The sequence below is a fragment of the Sphingomonas sp. BL-S-30 genome, from assembly GCF_055521475.1.
Genome location: NZ_CM145481.1, coordinates 438,493 through 457,104 on the forward strand (window position 1 = coordinate 438,493; position 18,612 = coordinate 457,104).

Here is an 18,612-nt window from a genome sequence, read left to right on the forward strand (position 1 = left end):
GGTTCACACGCCCGATCAATCGGGTCATGAACGCCGTTACATCATTTCATGACCTACGTTGTCAATTCCAATCGGCCGCGATTGTAGCGCGATCGTCCGGGATCGGGTCAGGCGCCCGGCGCTGGCCCGGTGGATTGACGGTGAACCAAAGCGACCGGATGCTCGATCAGGTCCTCATGCGGCTTCTTCTCGAGCATCGCGACGAGCATCGTCGTGGCGTCGCGCGCCATGTCGAACACCGGCTGGTGAATGGTGGTCAGGCGCGGCCAGACGATCTGCGCGATCGCGCTGTCGTCGAACCCCGCAACCGACAGGTCGCGCGGCACGTCGATGCCGAGATCGTGCGCCGCCATGATCGCCCCGGCGGCCATGTCGTCATTCTGCGCGAAGATCGCGGTCGGTCGGTCGCGGCGGCCGAGCAGGCGCGCGCCGGCCTGGAGCCCGGATTCGAAGTTGAACATGCCCTGCTCGATATCGTCGAGCCGCATCTTCAGTCCGGCTGCGGCGAGCGCATTGGAATAGCCCAGCAGGCGGGCCTCGCTTGCCGGATGGCTCGGGTCGCCCTTGATCATGCCGATCCGCTTGTGGCCGAGCGAGATGAGATATTCGGTCATCATCCGCGCCGCGCCGACATCGTCGGTCAGGGTGCGGGGACCGAGCTCGGGCGAGCGGGTCGGCGCGATGCGGACGAACGGGAAGCGCGCCGCCTTGAGTTGCTCCAGCACCACGGGATGGTCGGAGGCGGGCGGCGTCAGCACGACGCCGTCGAGCGCGGCCGACCGCACGAGCGAGACGATCTTGTCGGCAATGGCCGAGACCGTGCCCACCGGCAGCACGACCAGCCGGTATTTCTCGCCCTGCAACCGGTCGAGCGCGCCCTGCTGCAGCTCGACGACATAGTTGGGGCTGGGGTTCTCGTAGAGCAGGCCGAGCAGATAGGATCGCCGTCCGACCAGGCCCTGGGCGACGACATTGGGGTGGTAATGCAGCGCGGTCGCGACCTTCATCACGCGGTCGCGGGTCTTGGGCGTCACATTGGGCGCATCGTTGAACACGCGCGAAACGGTCTTGATCGATACGTCCGCCTCGCGGGCTACATCGATAATGGTTGCGCGACGCCCCAGGTCCATATCTGCCCCGCTAGCATGGGAATGACGGCCGCGGTAGCCTGCGCCACAGGCGCAGTACAGCGGGCGGGCGTGATACTGCCTTCCGAAACGGCAACGAAACAAGGGTTTTTCTGCGAGATGCAGCAACTATGACAACGTTAGTATCAATTTCCGGCGCCGGGCATGCTTCACCGGTCCCGTCTCCTGTGGTCTAACGGCCCGATGAATCGCCTCACGGTCATCGCCGCCCTGTGCCTCGGCACCGCAGCCAGCCTCGCCACCGCGCAAACGCCGCCGGTTTCGTCCCCCGCGCCGGTCGATTCGGTCGATCCCTTTATCGGGACCGGTGGGGAGGGGCATACCTTCCCCGGTGCGGTGGCGCCGTTCGGCATGGTCCAGCTCAGCCCGGATACGGAGATCAGGCCGTTCAAGCAGAGCTACAAATGGGCGGCGGGCTATCGTCATGAGGACTCGTCGATCCTCGGCTTCTCGCACACGCATTTTTCCGGGGCGGGGCACAGCGATCTCGGCGATATCCTGGTCAGCCCAGTCGTCGGCGACACGGTGTCGCTGGAACCCGGTGACCCGGCGAAACCAGGCTCCGGCTACCGCTCGCGCTTCAGCCATGCGAGCGAGATAGCGACGCCCGGCTATTATGCGGTGACGCTCGACGATCCCGGCGTCCGCGCCGAACTGACCGCCGGTACCAGGGTCGGCGTGCATCGCTACGGCTTTCCCGCCGGCAAGCCCGCGCATCTGGTCGTCGACCTGCGGTCGAGCATCTATAATTATCCCGGCAAGATCCTCTGGTCGTCGGTGCGCGTGCGGCCCGACGGCACGATCACCGGCATGCGCGAGACGCGCGGCTGGGCGCCGGCGCGCAAGCTGTTCTTCGCCATGCGCTTCTCCGCGCCGCTGACCGGGCATGCGTTCGTCAACCGCGAGGAGGAGGTGCCGTACAAGGGCTTCCAGGGCCCTGGTCGCGGTGACGATTCCGTCGAGCAACTGGCTGGACGCGCGCTCGTTGCCCGGCTCGATTTCGGGGCGCTGACCAGGCCGCTCGAAGTCCATGTCGCCATCTCCGGCGTCGACGAAGCCGGCGCGCTCGCCAATCTCGCCAGCGAGCCCGGCAGCTTCGATACGATCCGCGCGCAGACTCGCGTCGCGTGGGAAAAGGCGCTCGGTGCCGTGGTCATCGACGCACCGGCGCCGATGAGGAAGACGGTCTACACCGCACTCTACCACACGCTGGTCGCGCCCAGCGTCTATGGCGATGCCGACGGCCGCTATCGCGGGCCCGACGATCAGGTCCATCAGGCGACCGGCTTCACCTATCATTCGACCTTCTCGCTCTGGGACACGTTCCGCGCCGAGCATCCGCTGCTGACGCTGATCCAGCCGGAGAAGCGCAACGCCGACTTCGTCAATTCGCTGATCGCCAGCCGGCAGGACAGCCCGTTCGGCATCCTCCCCGTCTGGCAGTTCAACGGGCGCGAGACCTGGACGATGATCGGCTATCACGCGGTGCCGGTCATCGCCGATGCCTATCTGAAGGGCATCAGGGGTTTCGATGCGAAGGCCGCGCTCGATGCGATGGTCGCAAGCGCGGACTATGCGCCCTATGGCGGCCTCGGCGACTATATGAAGCTCGGTTACGTGCCGATCGATCGCGAGCCCGAGGCCGCCTCCAAGACGGTCGAATATGCCTATGACGACTGGACGATCGCCCGGATGGCGCGGGCGATGGGGCGCAAGGACCTGGCCGACCGCTTCGACAAGCGCGCGCTCAACTGGCGCAACAGCTTCGATGCGAAGACCGGCTTCCTGCGTGCCCGCAAGGCCGATGGCAGCTACCGCGAGCCGTTCGACCCGACCGCGATCAACTATGGCAGCGATTATACCGAAGGGAATGCCTGGCAATATTCATGGTTCGCGCCGCAGGACCAGGGCGGCCTGATCCGCATGCTCGGCGGCGATGCGGCGACCGTGAAGAAGCTCGACGCGATGTTCGACTTCGACAATTCGAAGGTCGATTACAGCCATGCCGAGGACATTGCCGGGCTGATCGGCCAATATATCCATGGCAATGAGCCGAGCCATCACGTCGCCTATCTCTACAGCTATGCCGGCAGCCCATGGCGCACCCAGGAGCGGCTGAAGCAGATCGTCGACAGCCAGTACAAGCCGACCCCGGACGGACTGTCGGGCAATGACGATCTCGGCCAGATGTCGGCCTGGCTCGTCTTCACGTCGCTCGGTTTCTATCCGGTCGCGCCGGGCACGGGCGAATATGTCATCGGCCGGCCTTTCGTGGACCGCGCGATGCTCAACCTGCCCAATGGCAAACGCTTCACCATCCGCGCCGACGGATTGTCGGATACGAACCGCTATGTCGGCCAGGTCCTGCTCAATGGCAAAGCGCTGCCCCGCGGCTTCATCCGCCACAGCGAGATCATCGCCGGCGGCGATCTCCATTTCGTGATGCAGGCGACGCCCAACGCCACCTGGGCGATAGCGGAAAAGGACCGGCCCTATTCGATGACGGGCTATTCGAAGTGACGCTCTCCCCTCCTTTCAGGGAGGGGAGAAAATGAGTAAGCGGCGCGCCATGTTCGATCTCGACGCCTATCTCGCCCGCATCGCCCTGAAGGAAGCGCCGCTCGCCGACGCCCAGGGCCTGGCTGCGCTCCAGCGCGCGCACCGTCTCGCCATTCCGTTCGAGAATCTCGACGTCATCCTCGGCCGGGGCATCCGCATCGACAGCGCGTCGGTCTTCGCCAAGCTGGTGACCGCCCGGCGCGGCGGCTATTGCTTCGAGCATAACCGGCTGTTCCTCGACGCGCTGACAGCGCTTGGTTTCGCGGCGCGGCCGTTGCTCGCGCGGGTCTGGCTCGCCGCGACCGATACGCCGCCGCTCACCCACACCTTCAGCCTGGTGACGATCGACGATCAGGACTGGATCGCCGATCCCGGTTTCGGCGGCAGCTATACCCCGATCATGCCGCTGGTCGAAGGCGCGACGGCGGATGCCCCGGACGGCGCACGCTTCCGGCTCGAACGCGACGCGCTCCACGGCTGGATGCTGCTGCGCGACGGCCATCCCGGCAGCACCGACGGGCGCGGCACCGGCGAGGGGTTCCAGCCGCAATACAGCTTCACCCTCGGCCAGGTCTGGGATGCCGATCTGGAACTCAGCAACCGCTGGACCTCGGCCGCGCCGGAGAGCCGCTTCATGCAGGTCCGCGTCGTCAGCATCGTGCTGCCGCGCGGTCTCGCTGGCCTCACCGACCGTATGTACCGGCGCCGCGCCGGCGACGAGGAGACGATCGAGGAAATCGTCGATCCGCGCGTCTATCGCACGAGGCTGAGCCTGATGTTCGGGATCGAGTTCACGGCGCAGGAAGTCGCCGCGCTGGGCCTGTTCGGCGCAGCCTAGCCCGAGATCTGCCCCAGCTCGACCGTGAGCACCCGATCGCATCGCACCAGGCTCTCGGCGCGATGCGAGATCATCACGATGGTCGGCCGTGGATCGAGCGCGGCGAGCCGCTCCAGCAACGCTGCCTCGCTCGCGGCATCGATCGCGTTCGCGGCTTCGTCGAGCACCAGCAGGCGCGGCTCGCGCAACAGGGCGCGGGCGATCGCCAGCCGCTGGCGCTCGCCGCCCGACAGCGCGATGCCGCGCTCGCCGACCATCGACTCGAGGCCGTCCGGCAGCCGCGCGACGATCTCCGCAGCACCGGCAAGGCGCAACGCGTCCCATAGCCGGGCATCGTCGATCCCCGCCGCGCCCCAGGTGAGGTTGCGGCGCACGGTGTCGTTGAACAGGAAACCTTCCTGCGGAACATAGGCAAGGCTCTCGCGCCATCCCGCCTGCCGCGCCGCGTCGAGCGGCTCGCCGCCAATCAGCATCTGGCCGGTTTGCGGTTGCTGCAAGGTAGTGAGCAGCTCGACCAGGGTGGTCTTGCCCGCGCCCGATGGCCCACTGATCCCGACGAACGATCCATGCTCGATCCTGAGGTCGGCCGGATGGAGCCCGCCGCCGCCCGGATGGAGGAAGGAGACGCCCCGAAGCTCGATCGCGCCCGGCGGCGGCATGACCGGAATAGGCGTGGGGGCCACGCTCGCGTCGAGTTCCTGCTCGAGCTTGCGGATCGCCTCGAAGGCGGGGAGGCCGAAGAAGAAATTCTGCACCGATTGCTGGATCACCATCGCCGGGGCGCTCATCCGCGCGAAGATCAGCACCAGCGTAATCAGGATGGCGGGGGGAATGGCGGCGGCATAGCCGGTCAGCACGACCACCGCGCCCATCAGGGCGGAGCCGATCGCAAAGAGCTGGCGGCTGCGCGCCTGGCGCTGGATGAATTCCAGTTGCCGCGCCCGGACCGCGTGCTGGAGCGTCGCGAACTCCTCGGCGAAACCATGCTGTGCATTCTGCGCGGTCGCTGCCTTGAGCCCGCCGAGAAAACCCGCCGCGCTGCCCATCATCCGGTGATTGGCATCGACCAGCCCGGTCCCCAGCGTGCGGATATTCTCCTGCGCCAGCAGGACCACACCGCCGCCGACCAGAAAGATCGCACCGATGGTAAGCGCGAGTCCCGGCGCCAGCGCGAAGGCTAGCGCGCCCTGCACCACCAGCATCACCATTGCGATACCGCCCTGGATCAGGAACTGCGCGCCTGCCCCGATCCGGTTGACCTCGACGCTGACCAGGCTGGTGACGCGGGCATGGCTGAGCGCCGCGATGCGGCTCCACGGCGCGGCGGCGAGCGAACGGATGATGCGATTGCGCTCGTGCTGGGCGAAATCGCCCTGCAGCCGACCGAGCTGCATGTCGCGCGCGTAGAGCACCAGCGCGCGCAGCAGGGACAGCGCGACAAAGGCCGCGATCAGCACCGCGAGCCTGCCCAACGGGCTTTGCACGCCCAGCGTCTCGAAGACGGCGCGCGTCGGCATATAGCCGCCGCCCGGGCTGACCACCGCTTCGACGATCGGGATCAGCAGCACCAGCCCCATGCCGTCGAGGATCGCGGACAAGCCGACCAGCCCGGCGGCGATCCAGCCACGCATGCCGGCGAAACGCGCAAAGGCGCCGAGGAAAAGGCCGGCCTGCCGCCAGAGGGATGTCATTGATGCGACTGTCATCGCGGCCCCTTTCCCACGCGCGCGCGCCGCCGTCGAGAAGGCGCGTGCATTTGGCGGGCGGTTAGGGCTTGCGCGCCGCGCACGAACTTCCTGTAAGCGGACGACCCGTTCGCAGGAGCCGCCAATGATCGTCCGCCCGCGCCGCAGCGCCTTGTTCATGCCCGCCTCCAATGCGCGCGCGGTGGAAAAGGCGCGCAGCCTCGATTGCGACGTGGTGATCCTCGACCTCGAGGATTCGGTCGCGCCCGAGCTGAAGGCGGCGGCGCGCAATCAGGCGATTGCCGCGGCGGCGGCGGGCGGGTTCGGCGACCGGTCGCTGTTCGTCCGCGTCAATGCGCTCGATACCCCCTGGGGCGCCGACGATTGCCGCGCGGTGGTGGGAGCCGGGTTCGAGGCGGTGGTGCTGCCCAAGGTTTCGAGTCCGGCCGATCTCGAAGCCGCCAGCGCGCTGCTCGACGGGCTGCCGCTGTGGGCGATGATCGAAACCTGCGCCGGCATACTCGACCTAAATGCGATCGTGGCGTCGGCATCGGCCACGAAGCTGGAGGGCCTGCTCGTCGGCACCAACGATCTCGCCAAGGAGATGCGCTGCACCCCCGGGCCCGAGCGCACCCCGCTGCTCGGCCATCTCGCGATGATCGTCACCGCCGCGCGGGCCGCGGGCCTCGTCGCGCTGGACGGGGTGTGCAACGTGATCGAGGACGGCCCGGTGCTCGCCGCTGAGTGCGCGCAGGGGGCGATGTTCGGCTTCGACGGCAAGTCGCTGATCCACCCCGCCCAGATCGCCGCCGCCAACCGCGCCTATGGCCCGACGGCGGAGGCTATCACATGGGCCGATCGCATCATCGCTGCCTTCGCGCTGCCCGAGAATGCCGGCAAGGGCGTCATCCGCGTCGATGGCGCAATGGTCGAGCTGCTGCACCTCGAACAGGCGCAGCGCATCGCGGCGATGGCCGGACGCTAGAGCAACCTCGATTGGCTGGAATCACCCCATCCCGTTCGGGCTGAGCTTGTCGAAGCCTTGTTCTTTTCTTCCCAGGTAGAAGAGCAGCCCTTCGACAAGCTCAGGGCGAACGGTGGGGTTAAAAGAAAAAGCTGCTCAGCAGTTTCACGTTGAGGCCGATCACCGTCGCGGCGATCACCCAGGCGGCGATCTTCAGCCAGAGCGGATTGGCCAGCGCGCCCATCTGGCGCTTGTCGCTGGTGAAGGCGACCAGCGGCACGATGGCGAAGGGAAGCTGCAGGCTCAGCACCACCTGGCTCAGCACCAGCAGCTTGGTCGCGCCCGAATCGCCGGCGATGCCGACCACGATCACCGCCGGCACGATCGCCAGCAGCCGCGTCACCATGCGCCGCAGCCAGATCGGGAGCTTGAGGTCGAGAAACCCCTCCGCGACGATCTGCCCGGCAAGCGTGCCCGTCACCGTCGAATTCTGCCCCGAGGCAAGCAGCGCCACCGCGAACAGCACGCTCGCCGCGCCCGCCCCGAGCATCGGTGAGAGCAGCTTATAGGCCTCGCCGATCTCGGCCACGTCAGTGCGTCCGGCGGTGTGGAAGGCCGCGGCGGCGAGGATCAGGATCGAGGCGTTAATGAACAGCGCAAGCGTCAGCGCGACCGTGCTGTCGATCGTCGCATGCTTCACCGCGTCGCGCTTGCCGGCTTCGTCCTGCCCGAAGCGGCGAGTCTGCACGATCGAGCTGTGCAGGTAGAGATTGTGCGGCATCACCGTCGCGCCGAGGATGCCGATCGCGATATAGAGCATCGCCGGGTTGGTGACGATCTGGGTCGAAGGGATCAGCCCGCCCATGATCGCCGCGACGCTCGGCTGCGCCACTGCCAGCTCATAGGCGAAGCAGCCCGCGATCACGACCAGCAGCGCGACGATGAACGCCTCGAGCTTGCGGAAGCCGAAGCGCTGCAGCGCCAGGATCAGCAGCACGTCGAACGCGGTCAGGCATACGCCCGCGACCAGCGGCAGGCCGAACAGCAATTGCAGCGCGATGGCGGTGCCGAGCACTTCGGCCAGATCGCAGGCGATGATCGCCAGCTCGCACAGCACCCACAGGCCGACATTGACCACGGGGTTGTAATTGGCGCGGCACGCCTGGGCGAGATCATGCCCGGTGACGATGCCGAGCTTGGCCGACAGCGACTGGAGCACCATCGCCATGATGTTCGACAGGAGGATGACCGAGAGCAGGGTATAGCCGAAGGCCGATCCGCCCGCGAGGTCGGTCGCCCAATTGCCCGGATCCATATAGCCGACCGCGACCATATAGCCCGGCCCGGCGAACGCCGCGGTCTTGCGCCAGAAACCGCCCTTGCCCAGCGGCACCGCGATGGTGCGGTAGCTTTCGGAGAGCGACGGGCGCTGCGGCCGCATGTCGTTCATGCCGTCATATCCGGACGCAGTGGTGGCTGAAGGCGGCGGCGACATGCGATATCCTCTCCTGTGCGCGCCATGCCGTCAATTGCCGGAGCCGCATTCGATCGAGCCTTAGCGGAGGACTCGGCCCGCGACAGCATCGAGTTTCGCCAGCATCGCCGGGTCGCGCGCTTCGGGCGACGTGATCAGCGCATGGTCGAGCACCGTATCGAGCGGGGAGGGCGTACGCTCGGCCGGCAGCGCGGCGACGAATTCCAGCACGGCCTTGCGCGCGATCGTGCCGTTGGCCGACATCTGCCTGATGACTTCGCTCACCTCGACGAACGCGGCTTCCTCGCGCCAGCAATCATAATCGGTGACCATGCCGATCAGCGCATAGGGCAGCTCCGCCTCGCGGGCGAGCTTGGCCTCGGGCATCGCGGTCATGCCGATCACGTCGGCACCCCATTGGCGGTAGAGCAGGCTTTCGGCGCGGCTGGAGAATTGCGGCCCCTCCATCGCGAGATAGGTCGCGCCCTTGGCGATCGATCCGCCGGCCGCATGGACGGCTTCGGCGGCGAAAGCTGAAAGGCGCGGGCAGACCGGCTCGGCCATCGAGACATGGGCGACCATGCCGGTGCCGAAGAAGCTCGAGATGCGCGCGACGGTGCGGTCGATGAACTGGTCGACCACCACGAAATGCCCCGGCGGCAATTCCTCGCGCAACGACCCGATCGAGGAGATGGCGAGGATGTCGGTGCAGCCGCAGCGCTTCAGCGCGTCCACGTTGGCGCGGAAGTTGAGCTCGGACGGCGGGATGCGGTGGCCGCGGCCGTGGCGCGGCAGGAAGACCAGCTCGACATCGCCGATCGTGCCGAACAGCAGATCGTCCGACGGGTCGCCCCAGGGCGTGGAGACCCGGCCCCATTCCGGATTCTGCAGCGCGTCGATCGCGTAGAGGCCGGAGCCGCCGATGATCCCGATCTTCCACTTGCCGCTCATGCGGTACTTCCCTCTTTTTCCAGGCGGTCGAGCCATGCCTGGGCCTGTTTCGGTTCGCCGACCGCATGCGCCTTTACCGGGCCGCACGCGCCAAGGAATTCCTGATGGAGGGCGAAGGGCTCGATCGACAATTGCGCGCGCAGGTCGTCGATCTCGTCGCCCAGTTCGACAAGCTCGTCGATCACCGGCGCTGCCCTGGCGCGGGCCGCCTTGTCCTGGGTGTGGCCGAACAGCCCCCAGCGCCCGCCGGCGGTCAGCCGCAAGGCCGCAATCAGCGCCGCGCGATACGCCGCTTCGGTCTCGGTGCGCCGCTCATCGAGGCGGGCAAGGCGGTCGGCTTTGGCCATCGCGACTTCCCCTAGATAGGATCGGGCGTGCGTCAACCGCGCAGAGGGCGCCGGGCTGAATCATCTTGCCCTTCGGAATGCACGCCTTATCGATGCGATGTGGGACATTGGTTCCCGCCCGGGAGCCGTACATGCGTTTTGTCTTAGTCCTTCTGCTTGCCTTTGCGTTTCCTGCGACCGCTCAGGCCGCCGACCAGATCACGGGCGACTGGGTGTCGCAGGACGGCAAGGGCGTCGTCACCATCGCGCCGTGCGGCAAGGCGCTGTGCGGCCATATCAGCCGTCTGACCGAAAAGGCGCGGGTCGAAGGCCCGACGACGGACAGCAACAATCCCGATCCGGCGCTGCGCACGCGCTCGCTGGTCGGCGTGAAGGTGCTGTTCGACTTCACCGCGCAGAGCGACGGGAAGTGGCAGGGCAGGATCTATTACCCGTTCCAGGGCAAGACCTACCGCGCGTACATCAGCCGCGATACCGACCGGAGCCTGAAGGTCCAGGGCTGCTGGCTGGTGATCTGCCGCACCGTGAAATGGCCCGCGGCGAACTGATTTTCGCTGTTCCCCGCGCCATAACAGCGAAAAACAGGGAAAATTTTTTATTTTGACGATTTCGGGGTCGTTTATCTCGGAATCGTCGCTCAATATCAGAATGTTAAAGCTGGTTTCCCTGTTATCGAATAACAGGGACCGGTCATCGCATAACAGGGAACGACCTGCCCCGTAACAGCGACCGGCAGGGCCAGGCAAGCGACCCGGTCGTCATCATCTTCGGTCATGAGAAAGAGCGCGGAACACAAGCCCCGGCATAGTGCCGCAACTGTATCTTTCGTTGAATCGACCGCTCAGATCACCTTCATGCCGGCGGCATAATGGTGCCAGGCGAAGATCGCCGCGGCACCGCGATGCGGGCGCCAGACCTCCGCCACGTCACGGGTCAGCTTCTCGCTTGGCCGTTCGGCATGGCCGAGGATTCGGCCGATCTCGATCTGCACCGCCAGGTCGCCGGCAGGCCAGATGTCGGGACGCCCTTCGGCGAACAACAGATAGACTTCGGCCGACCAGCGGCCGATGCCCTTGATGCTGACGAGCGCGGCGACCGCTTCCTCATCGTCGGCGGGGAGGTTGTCGAGATCGAGCCGGCCGCTCGTCACTTCGTCGGCCAGGCTGCGCGCATAGCTCGCCTTTTGCCGCGACAGCCCGGCCTCACGCAGCTGCTCGTCGCTCGCGCGCACGATATTGCCCGGATCGTCCAGGCTGCCGACGATCCCCTCCAGCTTGCGCCAGACCGATTCGGCCGCCTTGGTGCTGACCTGCTGTCCGATGATCGTGCGCAGCAAGGTGGCATAGCCGCGCGCGCGGATTCGCGGTTGGGGATAGCCGGCACGGTCGATCGCGGCGGCGAAGCCGGGCTCGCTCGCGGCCAGGATATCGAGCGCGGCGCGCAGCTGTTCGGCGCTCAGGCCCATGGTCTCGTCCCTTGATTAGCAGCGCCGGGGGCGGCATGGCGGCGCCGAACCCCTGAGGAGGAATGGATGCCCAAGCTTATCGTCGTGACCCGTGAGGGGGAAGAACGCGAGATCATGGGCGAAACCGGGCTTTCGGTGATGGAGGCGATTCGCGACGCCGGGATCGACGAGATCCTGGCGCTGTGCGGCGGCTGCTGCAGCTGCGCCACCTGCCATGTCCATGTCGACCCGGAATTTGCTGCCAAACTGCCGAAGATGAGCCCCGACGAGGACGACCTGCTCGATTCCACCTCGGATCGCGACGCGAATTCGCGCCTGTCGTGCCAGATCGAGCTGACCGATGCGCTGGGTGGCCTGAAGGTGACGATCGCGGCGGAGGATTGAGTATCTCCCCTCCCGCTTGCGGGAGGGGTCGGGGGAGGGCCTGTCCTCCCCGAGCGTCCCGAAAATGGCCAGTACAGGCCCTCCCCTAACCCCTCCCGCAAGCGGGAGGGGGATTGAAGGTCATTTCGCCGCCGCCAGCCGCAGCACGGCGCTCGGCGCGTCCTTGGTCAGCGGGGTCGCCTTCCACGTCACCGTCTTGCGCCCGCCCGCGGCCGGGACGGCGCCTTCCTCGTTGTTCTGGCTGACTATCTCGGCATTGGTGTCGAGCGTGAAGACGCCGTCGAGCTGGCTCGACGTCTTGTCCATGCCCGGCACGCCCATGCTGCTGGTGGCCTTGCTGCTGTCATTGGCGAAGGCGGGCGCTTTCATCCGCACCGTGCCGTTGGCGCGCAGTTCGATCGCGATGAAGGGGAACATCACCTCCGCGTCGACATTGTACGGCCACATGAAGGCGTGATCGAGCGTGCCCGAGATGGCATAGTCGATGCTGAACTTGCCGTTACCGAGATAGGTCACCTTGCGGTATCCGGCCTCCTTCGACAGCGTCTCCGCGATCGTCCGGTTCTTGGCGTCGGCCGCGGCTTTCTTGGCGGCTGAGTCCTTTGCGTCCCCGTCCTTGTCCCCGTCCTTGCCCTTGTCCTGGAAGGCGAGTTTCTGCAGCACCGCCTCGCCGTCTCCGGCGGTCGGGTCGGTCGACGTCTCCGACGAACCGTCACCCAGGCCCTTCATCATATCCTCGCCGATATCGAGCGCGAGCACTTCGCCGACATAGGTGAAGGTGAAATGCCGGTCGGTGTCGATGCGCAGGGTCGAGACGAATTTGCCCGGCGTCAGCACGCAGCTCGCCAGCGCGAAGGGCATCAGCAACACGAGCATCAGCCGTGAAAGTCGAGCCATCATGATATCGTCCCCGGTTTGGTCTGCTGACGTCAGCCCCGTGTCGTCACCGCGTAAAGGGCGATCGCCGCGGCGTTGGACACGTTCAGGCTTTCGACCTTAGGCGAGATCGGCAGGCGCGCAAGCTCGTCGCAATGCGCCGCGGTGTTCTGGCGCATGCCTTCGCCCTCGGCGCCGAGCACCAGCGCGACGCGGGTTTCGCCCATTGCCTCGGCCAGCGTCTGGGTCGCTTCGCCGGTCAGGCCGACGCGCCAGAAACCGGCCTCGGCGATCTCCTCCAGCGCGCGGGCGAGATTCACCACGCGCACCCAGGGCACGATCTCCAGCGCGCCCGAGGCCGAGCGCGCGATCGTCCCCGATTCGGGCGGGGCGTGGCGGTCGGGCGTGACGATGCCGAGCGCATCGAACGCCGCCGCCGAGCGCAGGATCGCGCCGACATTGTGCGGATCGGTCACCTGGTCGAGCACGACCAAAGGCCGTTTGTCGTCGGCACCCTGCTGAAGCAGGTCGCCCAGCCAGATATCCTCCAGCGGATCGACTTCCGCGACCAGGCCCTGGTGGGGCGCGTCGCCCGGCACCAGCCGCGCCAGATCGGCGACGTCGGCGAAGACGATCGGGATCACCGGCGGGATGTCGAGCGAGGCGAGCGCCTCGCGCGTCGCCCATAGCTTGCGCACGGTCCGCTCGGGATTGGCGAGCGCGGCGGTCACCGCATGCCGCCCCCAGAAACGGGGGCGGCCGGCAGGGGCCTGGGAGGGGCGGTGTCCTTTGCGGGCCATCAGTCGTCGTCCACGGTGTAAGCGAAGGGATCGGTGACGACCGGTTCGGTCGGCAGCGGCGGCCGCGGCAATGCCTTGTCGGCATTGGCGGCGTTGGCGAGGAAGGAGGCGAGGACGATCGAGCCCTGGCGCATATCGTCGCCCTTCAGATGATCGAAGGTGTCGATGCTGGTGTGGTGCACGCGGCTGCCATAATCGAGCGGGTCCTGGATGAACTGGAAGCCGGGCAGGCCGACCGCTTGCATGAACACGTGATCGGTGCCGCCGGTCTTGCGGATCACCACGTCCTTCGCGCCCATGCCCGAGAAAGGCGCGAGCCAGTCCCGGAAGATCGGCGCGACCGCCTGGTTGTTCTCGACATAGATGCCGCGGACCTTGCCCGAGCCATTGTCGAGGTTGAAATAGGCGGCGAGATCGCCCCAGCCGGGCTTTGGCGTGATCGGCCAGCGGCGGTCCCAGCCATAATAGCGGGCAAGGCCCGTCTGGACCGGATCGCTCGGCTTGCCGCGCGTGACGAGGTGCTGCTCGATATAGGCAAGGCTGCCCAGCAGGCCCTGCTCCTCGCCCGTCCACAGCGCGAAGCGGATCGTGCGTTTCGGCCGGATTCCGCTGGCGGAGAGGATGCGCGCGGCCTCCATGATCATCGCCGTGCCCGCGCCATTGTCGGCGGCGCCGTCGCCCGCGACCCAGGAATCGAGATGCGCGCCGGCCATCACATAGCCCGCCTTGGGGTCAGTGCCGGGGATTTCGGCGATGATGTTGTAGGCCTTGCTGTCGCTGTCGTCGAAGCGGACATCGCTGTTGATCTCGACGGTGGGCGCGGTGCCGAGCTTCGCGAGGCGGGCGAGGCGGCGATAATCCTCGGCGGCGATTTCGACGCCCGGCACCGCCTGGGTCTCGCCGACGCCGAACAGATAGCCTTCGCCGTGCACCAGCTTGTAGTCGAGCCGCGACATGGTGGCATAGGCGACGGCGCCCTCGGCCTTCAGAAAGGCGTCGAGCTTCTTGGCATAATCGAGCCGCTTGAGCCGGCGGTCGGCGGTATCGGGGTCATAGGTCGGCTGCTGATATTGATCGAGCTTGGCCAGTTCCTCGGCGGTGTAGCGCTTGAACGCCGGCTCGCTCGGTTCGCTGCCGGTGTTGGGCAGGGTGACCATGACGATCTTGCCCTTCAGCTTGCCGCGCCATTTGTCGAAATCGCGCTCCTTCGACATCGGCGCGACGAATACCGGCGCGCTGATCGTGCCGTTGGTCGAGGGCGTCCAGGCGATCGGGATCGCGGTCAGCACGATCGGGCGCGGCGTGACCATGCGCACGCTCGAGCTGTTGATCCACCAGCCGCGGCCGAACTCATAGCCTTCCTTGTGGACGTTCTTCAGGCCCCATTCGCTGAACTTCGCCTGAGTCCAGGCCTCGGCCTGGCGCATCGACGGCGAATTGGTCAGGCGCGCGCCGATCACGTCCGACAGATGTTCGGCGGTCAGCATCACCTGGCTGCGAGTCGTGCCTTCGTCGACGATGCGATTGACCTGGGTACGATCGACCGCCTGGGGAAAGGCAGGGGAGGCGATGGCGAGCATGGCGGTGGCGAGCAGGAGCGAACGACGCATTGGAACCCCCAGAGACGTTGAAAGATTGTTGCGAGGCGTATTCGCCGCCGCCGCCCCGCGCAAGGCCCCGCCCAAAGGTCTTTCGGGCGTTGACAGCATGGGTTTGGGTCGGCATGGGACCGCCTCGCTTTTGAGCGGCCCAGTGGACAGGTGGCCGAGTGGTTAAAGGCAGCAGACTGTAAATCTGCCCGTGCAAGCGTACGCTGGTTCGAATCCAGCCCTGTCCACCACTCCCCGCCCGGGGTTTCCGCCAACCGTCGATTGTCGGAATCGAGTCCGATCCCGCAGACACTGCGCCTTCCCGGGCGCGTTGCGCGTGCCGAAAGACATGGCCATTCGCCGCACCAAAAGGGTATGTCCCTGGTATTTTAAGTAGGACAAAAGAAAATAGAGTGTCGTCACTTACGGCATAGGAGCGGGCATGGCGCTCGCTCTTCGTGCGACGACAAGGGATATGCTGTCCCGGAACGTTGCTGGCGTTATCGGGCGGCAAGCCTGAGACACAGGCTGGGCGGGCATCAATTCCTTCCCCTTATCGGAGCCAGGAAAGAGCGGGCCACAACCGGAGGAAGCCGCCGCATCTGTGTGCTCATCCGGCGGCAGATTGAATCACGCATCTGCCGCCGTTGCTGGCGACCCGTCGAGACGGGAACGCGAACGTCGGCATCGCCATGCGGGTTCATCGATCAAAATCGGTTGCAACAGTCAAAATACCTCTTTTCACCGGAATAACTCCGACATATAGATAACTCCGACAAAAGGCCGACACCATGGGTGCGGCCATGTTTGAAGGGGAGAGGGCCATGAGCCAGCGAATCGCGCGTTCTTCTTTGATGATGTCGGCCGGCGTTCTGGCCATCTCATTTGCTTCACCGTCGATCGCGCGCGGGGCGCCGCGGGCACCAGTCCCCATGCCGGCTGAAGCGGCCGTCACCGATGAAGGCATGCAGGCCCAGACGACCACACCGGACGACGCGACGGTGAGCGACGACATCGTCGTTACCGGCGTCCGCGCCAGCATCCAGGGTGCGCAATCGATCAAGCGCAACGCCACCGCGGTCGTCGACTCGATCGTGGCCGAGGATATCGGCAAGCTTCCCGACAATACGGTATCCGACGCGCTGCAGCGCGTGACCGGCATCCAGGTGTCGCGCTCGGCGGGCGAGGTCGGCACCGTGCTGGTGCGCGGCCTTCCCGATATCGAGACGCTGATCAACGGTCGCGAGGTGTTCACCGGCACTGGCCGTGGTGTCGCCCTGCAGGATATCCCGGCCGAGCTCGTCGCGGGCGTCGACGTCTACAAGACCAACCTGCCCGAACAGATCGAAGGCAGCGTTTCCGGCACGATCGACATTCGCTTGCGCCGGCCGTTCGATTTCGCCGGTTTCCAGATCGCCGGCAGTGCGCGGGGCATCTATTCCGAACAGCGCGACAAGGCGAGCTACATCGCCAGCGGCCTGATCACCAATCGCTGGGAAACGGGGATTGGTGAAATCGGCCTGCTGGTCGGCGCCTCCTACAACAAGCGCAAATATCAGGACCAGACCGCGTTCAATTTCGGGTTCAATTCGCTATCGGCCACCGATCCGACCCAGATCCCGGACACGGTCGGCGGGCTCGTCACCGATGGCGACCGCAGCCGCCCGGCCTTCAACGTCTCGCTGCAGTGGAAGCCGACACCCGATCTCGAGTTTTACGCGGACGGCATCTTCACCGGCTATCGCCAGGATTATGACGTCGATTTCTTTGTCGGCCTGCCCAAGGCGGGGGCGGTAACGGTCACGTCGGTACAGCCGGGCTCCGCCCAGTCGTCCGAAACCGGAAACCGCCCGGTCGCCAAGACGATCACCACTCGCGACAATTTCACCATCACCAGCAAGCAGACCTTTCACCAGAAGACCGATGGCTATCAGGCCAATTTCGGTGGGCGCTACACTGCGGGCCGCGCGCTTTTGTCAGGCGAATTCACCTACAACGACAGCACCGTGACCAATCGGCAATATGTCGTCGATACCGCATTCGTCGTGCCGCGCATCGATTATGATTTCGACAAGGGCGGCACGCCGAATCTGAACTTCAACGGGTTTGACTTCACCAAGCAGAGCAACCTCAATTTCCTGACCCTGTTCGACAATTACAATGTCCAGAAGAGCCGCCAATATGCCGCGCATGGCGACCTTCTTTATACGTTCGACGGCGGCTTCCTGAAGAACTTCAAGGTCGGTGCGCGGTACGCCCGGCGGACCGGGTCATCGGCTGCCACCAATCCGCAGGGCTATCCGATCCCGTTCGTGTCGATCAACGGCTATGCGGGTGCCGGCACCAATGCGCCTGACGGCATCATCGACGGCGCGCTCGGCGTCGACAATTTCGCGCTTACCGACACCGGCTGGCTCCGCGACAATATCGATGTGCTGCGTGGGCTCGCCGGACGTCCGGCAGGCGTGCCGGCGTTCGATCCGGCGCAGGTCTTCCGGCTCAGGGAAGCGGTCTATGCCACCTATGGCCAGGTCGCCTTCGGGTCCGACGGCGGGCTGCCGTTCGATGGCTTGATCGGCATGCGGATCGTCAACACCGTGACCGACCTGAATGCGGTTCAGGTGACCAACACCCCGACCGGCACCGTGCTTTCGCCGATCGTCGGCAAACGCAACGTCGTCGATTTGCTGCCCAGTCTGTCGCTGAAATTCCGGCCGAGGGACGATGTCGTGCTGCGTCTGGTCGCGGGCCGCGCAATCCTGCGCCCGCAATTCTCCGCGCTGAATCCCGCGATCAGCCTCACGCAGAGCGGGCAGACCGGGGGCTCCAGTACGTTCGGAACGGGATCGGGCGGCAATGCCGATCTGGAGAATGTGCGGGCCTGGAATTTCGACGCGACCGCCGAATGGTATTTCGCCAACACCGGATCGATCACCGTCTCGGGTTTCTACAAGAAGCTCGAGGGCTATATTCAGACCTATGCCGGGATCGAGCAACTCACCGCGGCGAACGGCACGCTGCAGAATTTCCTCGTCACCCGCCCGCGCAATACCTCGAACGGCGATCTGAAGGGGGTCGAGGTCGCGGCCACCGCCTTTGCCGATTTCCTGCCGGGCGCGCTGTCGGGCTTTGGTGCGCAGGTCAGCGGGACCCTGTCGGAAGGGAAGGTCGACGATCCGTTCAACCCCGGGCAAAAGCAGGACATCACGCCGGTTTCCAAATATTCCTACAATCTGATCGGCATCTACGAGAAATACGGGCTTTCGGTGCGCCTCGCCTATAATTGGCGCAGCAGCTATACCGACAGCTATTCGCAGGTTCTCGCGGGCGGCAAGATCAGGGTGAAGCCGATCGGCTTCCTCGATCTGTCGGCAAGCTATGCCGTGAACGATGCGATAACGCTGACCCTGGACGCCACCAACCTGACCAACGCCACCTATCGCGACAATTTCGGCACCACGGCATACGAACCGCGCGATACGCGCCAATATGATCGCACCTTCGGCGGCGGCGTCCGCTTCAAGTTCTGATC

Annotated in this window: 16 protein-coding genes and 1 tRNA gene; 7 read left to right on the forward strand and 10 right to left on the reverse strand. The window is 65.8% G+C overall.

Annotated features, from left to right (window positions below):
- Positions 1-107: 107 nt before the first annotated feature.
- Entirely contained in the window at positions 108-1,130 is a 1,023-nt protein-coding gene (locus tag ACZ1I5_RS01745; RefSeq protein WP_465172030.1) for a LacI family DNA-binding transcriptional regulator, read from the reverse strand.
- Between the two features lie 201 nt (positions 1,131-1,331).
- Between ACZ1I5_RS01745 and ACZ1I5_RS01750 the strand changes: the two genes are divergently transcribed.
- Both ACZ1I5_RS01750 and ACZ1I5_RS01755 read left to right on the forward strand, forming a co-directional pair.
- The gene (locus ACZ1I5_RS01750; protein ID WP_465172031.1) at positions 1,332-3,668 is read left to right on the forward strand and encodes a GH92 family glycosyl hydrolase; all 2,337 of its coding nucleotides are present in this window, start codon (positions 1,332-1,334) and stop codon (positions 3,666-3,668) included.
- A 49-nt stretch (positions 3,669-3,717) separates the two neighbouring features.
- Positions 3,718-4,545, forward strand: a complete 828-nt coding sequence (locus ACZ1I5_RS01755; protein WP_465173873.1) for an arylamine N-acetyltransferase family protein — start codon at positions 3,718-3,720, stop codon at positions 4,543-4,545.
- On the opposite strand, the gene ACZ1I5_RS01760 is transcribed toward ACZ1I5_RS01755, so the two are convergent.
- Positions 4,542-6,236: an ABC transporter ATP-binding protein gene (locus ACZ1I5_RS01760; RefSeq protein WP_465172032.1), complete on the reverse strand. Its 1,695-nt coding sequence runs from the start codon at positions 6,234-6,236 to the stop codon at positions 4,542-4,544. The genes ACZ1I5_RS01755 and ACZ1I5_RS01760 overlap by 4 nt on opposite strands.
- Positions 6,237-6,375: 139 nt before the next feature.
- On the opposite strand from ACZ1I5_RS01760, the gene ACZ1I5_RS01765 reads away from it, so the two are divergent.
- Complete coding sequence (locus tag ACZ1I5_RS01765) at positions 6,376-7,215, forward strand: HpcH/HpaI aldolase/citrate lyase family protein (protein WP_465172033.1); 840 nt, start codon at positions 6,376-6,378, stop codon at positions 7,213-7,215.
- Positions 7,216-7,333: 118 nt separating this feature from the next.
- Here the strand turns inward: ACZ1I5_RS01765 and ACZ1I5_RS01770 are convergent, their stop codons facing one another.
- Genes ACZ1I5_RS01770 through ACZ1I5_RS01780 form a run of 3 tightly spaced genes read right to left on the reverse strand, consistent with a single transcriptional unit; the run spans position 7,334 to position 9,966 of the window.
- Positions 7,334-8,689 (reverse strand): Nramp family divalent metal transporter, encoded by a 1,356-nt coding sequence (locus ACZ1I5_RS01770; protein WP_465172034.1) that lies wholly within the window; start codon positions 8,687-8,689, stop codon positions 7,334-7,336.
- Positions 8,690-8,749: 60 nt separating this feature from the next.
- Complete coding sequence (locus ACZ1I5_RS01775) at positions 8,750-9,619, reverse strand: S-methyl-5'-thioadenosine phosphorylase (protein ID WP_465172035.1); 870 nt, start codon at positions 9,617-9,619, stop codon at positions 8,750-8,752.
- Positions 9,616-9,966, reverse strand: a complete 351-nt coding sequence (locus tag ACZ1I5_RS01780) for a hypothetical protein (protein ID WP_465172036.1) — start codon at positions 9,964-9,966, stop codon at positions 9,616-9,618. The genes ACZ1I5_RS01775 and ACZ1I5_RS01780 overlap by 4 nt, the downstream gene beginning before the upstream one ends.
- A gap of 131 nt (positions 9,967-10,097) precedes the next feature.
- On the opposite strand from ACZ1I5_RS01780, the gene ACZ1I5_RS01785 reads away from it, so the two are divergent.
- Positions 10,098-10,514 carry a DUF2147 domain-containing protein gene (locus tag ACZ1I5_RS01785; RefSeq protein WP_465172037.1) on the forward strand — a complete coding sequence of 139 codons (417 nt, stop codon included), beginning with the start codon at positions 10,098-10,100 and terminating at the stop codon, positions 10,512-10,514.
- A 293-nt stretch (positions 10,515-10,807) separates the two neighbouring features.
- Here the strand turns inward: ACZ1I5_RS01785 and ACZ1I5_RS01790 are convergent, their stop codons facing one another.
- Complete coding sequence (locus ACZ1I5_RS01790; protein ID WP_465172038.1) at positions 10,808-11,431, reverse strand: DNA-3-methyladenine glycosylase family protein; 624 nt, start codon at positions 11,429-11,431, stop codon at positions 10,808-10,810.
- Between the two features lie 66 nt (positions 11,432-11,497).
- Here ACZ1I5_RS01790 and ACZ1I5_RS01795 point away from each other — a divergent pair, with 66 nt between their 5' ends.
- Positions 11,498-11,815, forward strand: coding sequence for a 2Fe-2S iron-sulfur cluster-binding protein (locus ACZ1I5_RS01795; protein WP_465172039.1), 318 nt, complete (start codon positions 11,498-11,500; stop codon positions 11,813-11,815).
- A gap of 120 nt (positions 11,816-11,935) precedes the next feature.
- On the opposite strand, the gene ACZ1I5_RS01800 is transcribed toward ACZ1I5_RS01795, so the two are convergent.
- Genes ACZ1I5_RS01800 through ACZ1I5_RS01810 form a run of 3 tightly spaced genes read right to left on the reverse strand, consistent with a single transcriptional unit; the run spans position 11,936 to position 15,101 of the window.
- Positions 11,936-12,712: a hypothetical protein gene (locus ACZ1I5_RS01800; RefSeq protein ID WP_465172040.1), complete on the reverse strand. Its 777-nt coding sequence runs from the start codon at positions 12,710-12,712 to the stop codon at positions 11,936-11,938.
- A gap of 32 nt (positions 12,713-12,744) precedes the next feature.
- The gene (rlmB, locus tag ACZ1I5_RS01805) at positions 12,745-13,491 is read right to left on the reverse strand and encodes a 23S rRNA (guanosine(2251)-2'-O)-methyltransferase RlmB (RefSeq protein ID WP_465172041.1); all 747 of its coding nucleotides are present in this window, start codon (positions 13,489-13,491) and stop codon (positions 12,745-12,747) included.
- Complete coding sequence (locus ACZ1I5_RS01810; RefSeq protein ID WP_465172042.1) at positions 13,491-15,101, reverse strand: M20/M25/M40 family metallo-hydrolase; 1,611 nt, start codon at positions 15,099-15,101, stop codon at positions 13,491-13,493. Before ACZ1I5_RS01810 ends, rlmB begins: the two co-directional genes overlap by 1 nt.
- Positions 15,102-15,245: 144 nt before the next feature.
- Between ACZ1I5_RS01810 and ACZ1I5_RS01815 the strand changes: the two genes are divergently transcribed.
- A tRNA-Tyr gene (locus ACZ1I5_RS01815) sits at positions 15,246-15,331 on the forward strand.
- Between the two features lie 449 nt (positions 15,332-15,780).
- Here ACZ1I5_RS01815 and ACZ1I5_RS01820 read toward each other — a convergent pair.
- Positions 15,781-16,095, reverse strand: coding sequence for a hypothetical protein (locus tag ACZ1I5_RS01820; protein WP_465172043.1), 315 nt, complete (start codon positions 16,093-16,095; stop codon positions 15,781-15,783).
- Here ACZ1I5_RS01820 and ACZ1I5_RS01825 point away from each other — a divergent pair.
- Positions 16,082-18,610 carry a TonB-dependent receptor gene (locus ACZ1I5_RS01825; RefSeq protein WP_465172044.1) on the forward strand — a complete coding sequence of 843 codons (2,529 nt, stop codon included), beginning with the start codon at positions 16,082-16,084 and terminating at the stop codon, positions 18,608-18,610. The genes ACZ1I5_RS01820 and ACZ1I5_RS01825 overlap by 14 nt on opposite strands.
- Positions 18,611-18,612 lie beyond the last annotated feature (2 nt).

What these genes read in the sequence shown, in the direction of transcription:
- ACZ1I5_RS01765 (WP_465172033.1), top strand. Translation starts at nt 6,376, where the DNA reads ATGATCGTCCGCCCGCGCCGCAGCGCCTTGTTCATGCCCGCCTCCAAT.
- ACZ1I5_RS01755 (WP_465173873.1), top strand. Translation starts at nt 3,718, where the DNA reads ATGTTCGATCTCGACGCCTATCTCGCCCGCATCGCCCTGAAGGAAGCG.
- rlmB (WP_465172041.1), bottom strand. Translation starts at nt 13,491, where the DNA reads ATGGCCCGCAAAGGACACCGCCCCTCCCAGGCCCCTGCCGGCCGCCCC.
- ACZ1I5_RS01745 (WP_465172030.1), bottom strand. Translation starts at nt 1,130, where the DNA reads ATGGACCTGGGGCGTCGCGCAACCATTATCGATGTAGCCCGCGAGGCG.
- ACZ1I5_RS01785 (WP_465172037.1), top strand. Translation starts at nt 10,098, where the DNA reads ATGCGTTTTGTCTTAGTCCTTCTGCTTGCCTTTGCGTTTCCTGCGACC.
- ACZ1I5_RS01790 (WP_465172038.1), bottom strand. Translation starts at nt 11,431, where the DNA reads ATGGGCCTGAGCGCCGAACAGCTGCGCGCCGCGCTCGATATCCTGGCC.
- ACZ1I5_RS01800 (WP_465172040.1), bottom strand. Translation starts at nt 12,712, where the DNA reads ATGGCTCGACTTTCACGGCTGATGCTCGTGTTGCTGATGCCCTTCGCG.
- ACZ1I5_RS01820 (WP_465172043.1), bottom strand. Translation starts at nt 16,095, where the DNA reads ATGTCGTCGCTCACCGTCGCGTCGTCCGGTGTGGTCGTCTGGGCCTGC.
- ACZ1I5_RS01750 (WP_465172031.1), top strand. Translation starts at nt 1,332, where the DNA reads ATGAATCGCCTCACGGTCATCGCCGCCCTGTGCCTCGGCACCGCAGCC.
- ACZ1I5_RS01780 (WP_465172036.1), bottom strand. Translation starts at nt 9,966, where the DNA reads ATGGCCAAAGCCGACCGCCTTGCCCGCCTCGATGAGCGGCGCACCGAG.
- ACZ1I5_RS01810 (WP_465172042.1), bottom strand. Translation starts at nt 15,101, where the DNA reads ATGCGTCGTTCGCTCCTGCTCGCCACCGCCATGCTCGCCATCGCCTCC.
- ACZ1I5_RS01795 (WP_465172039.1), top strand. Translation starts at nt 11,498, where the DNA reads ATGCCCAAGCTTATCGTCGTGACCCGTGAGGGGGAAGAACGCGAGATC.
- ACZ1I5_RS01770 (WP_465172034.1), bottom strand. Translation starts at nt 8,689, where the DNA reads ATGTCGCCGCCGCCTTCAGCCACCACTGCGTCCGGATATGACGGCATG.
- ACZ1I5_RS01760 (WP_465172032.1), bottom strand. Translation starts at nt 6,236, where the DNA reads ATGACATCCCTCTGGCGGCAGGCCGGCCTTTTCCTCGGCGCCTTTGCG.
- ACZ1I5_RS01775 (WP_465172035.1), bottom strand. Translation starts at nt 9,619, where the DNA reads ATGAGCGGCAAGTGGAAGATCGGGATCATCGGCGGCTCCGGCCTCTAC.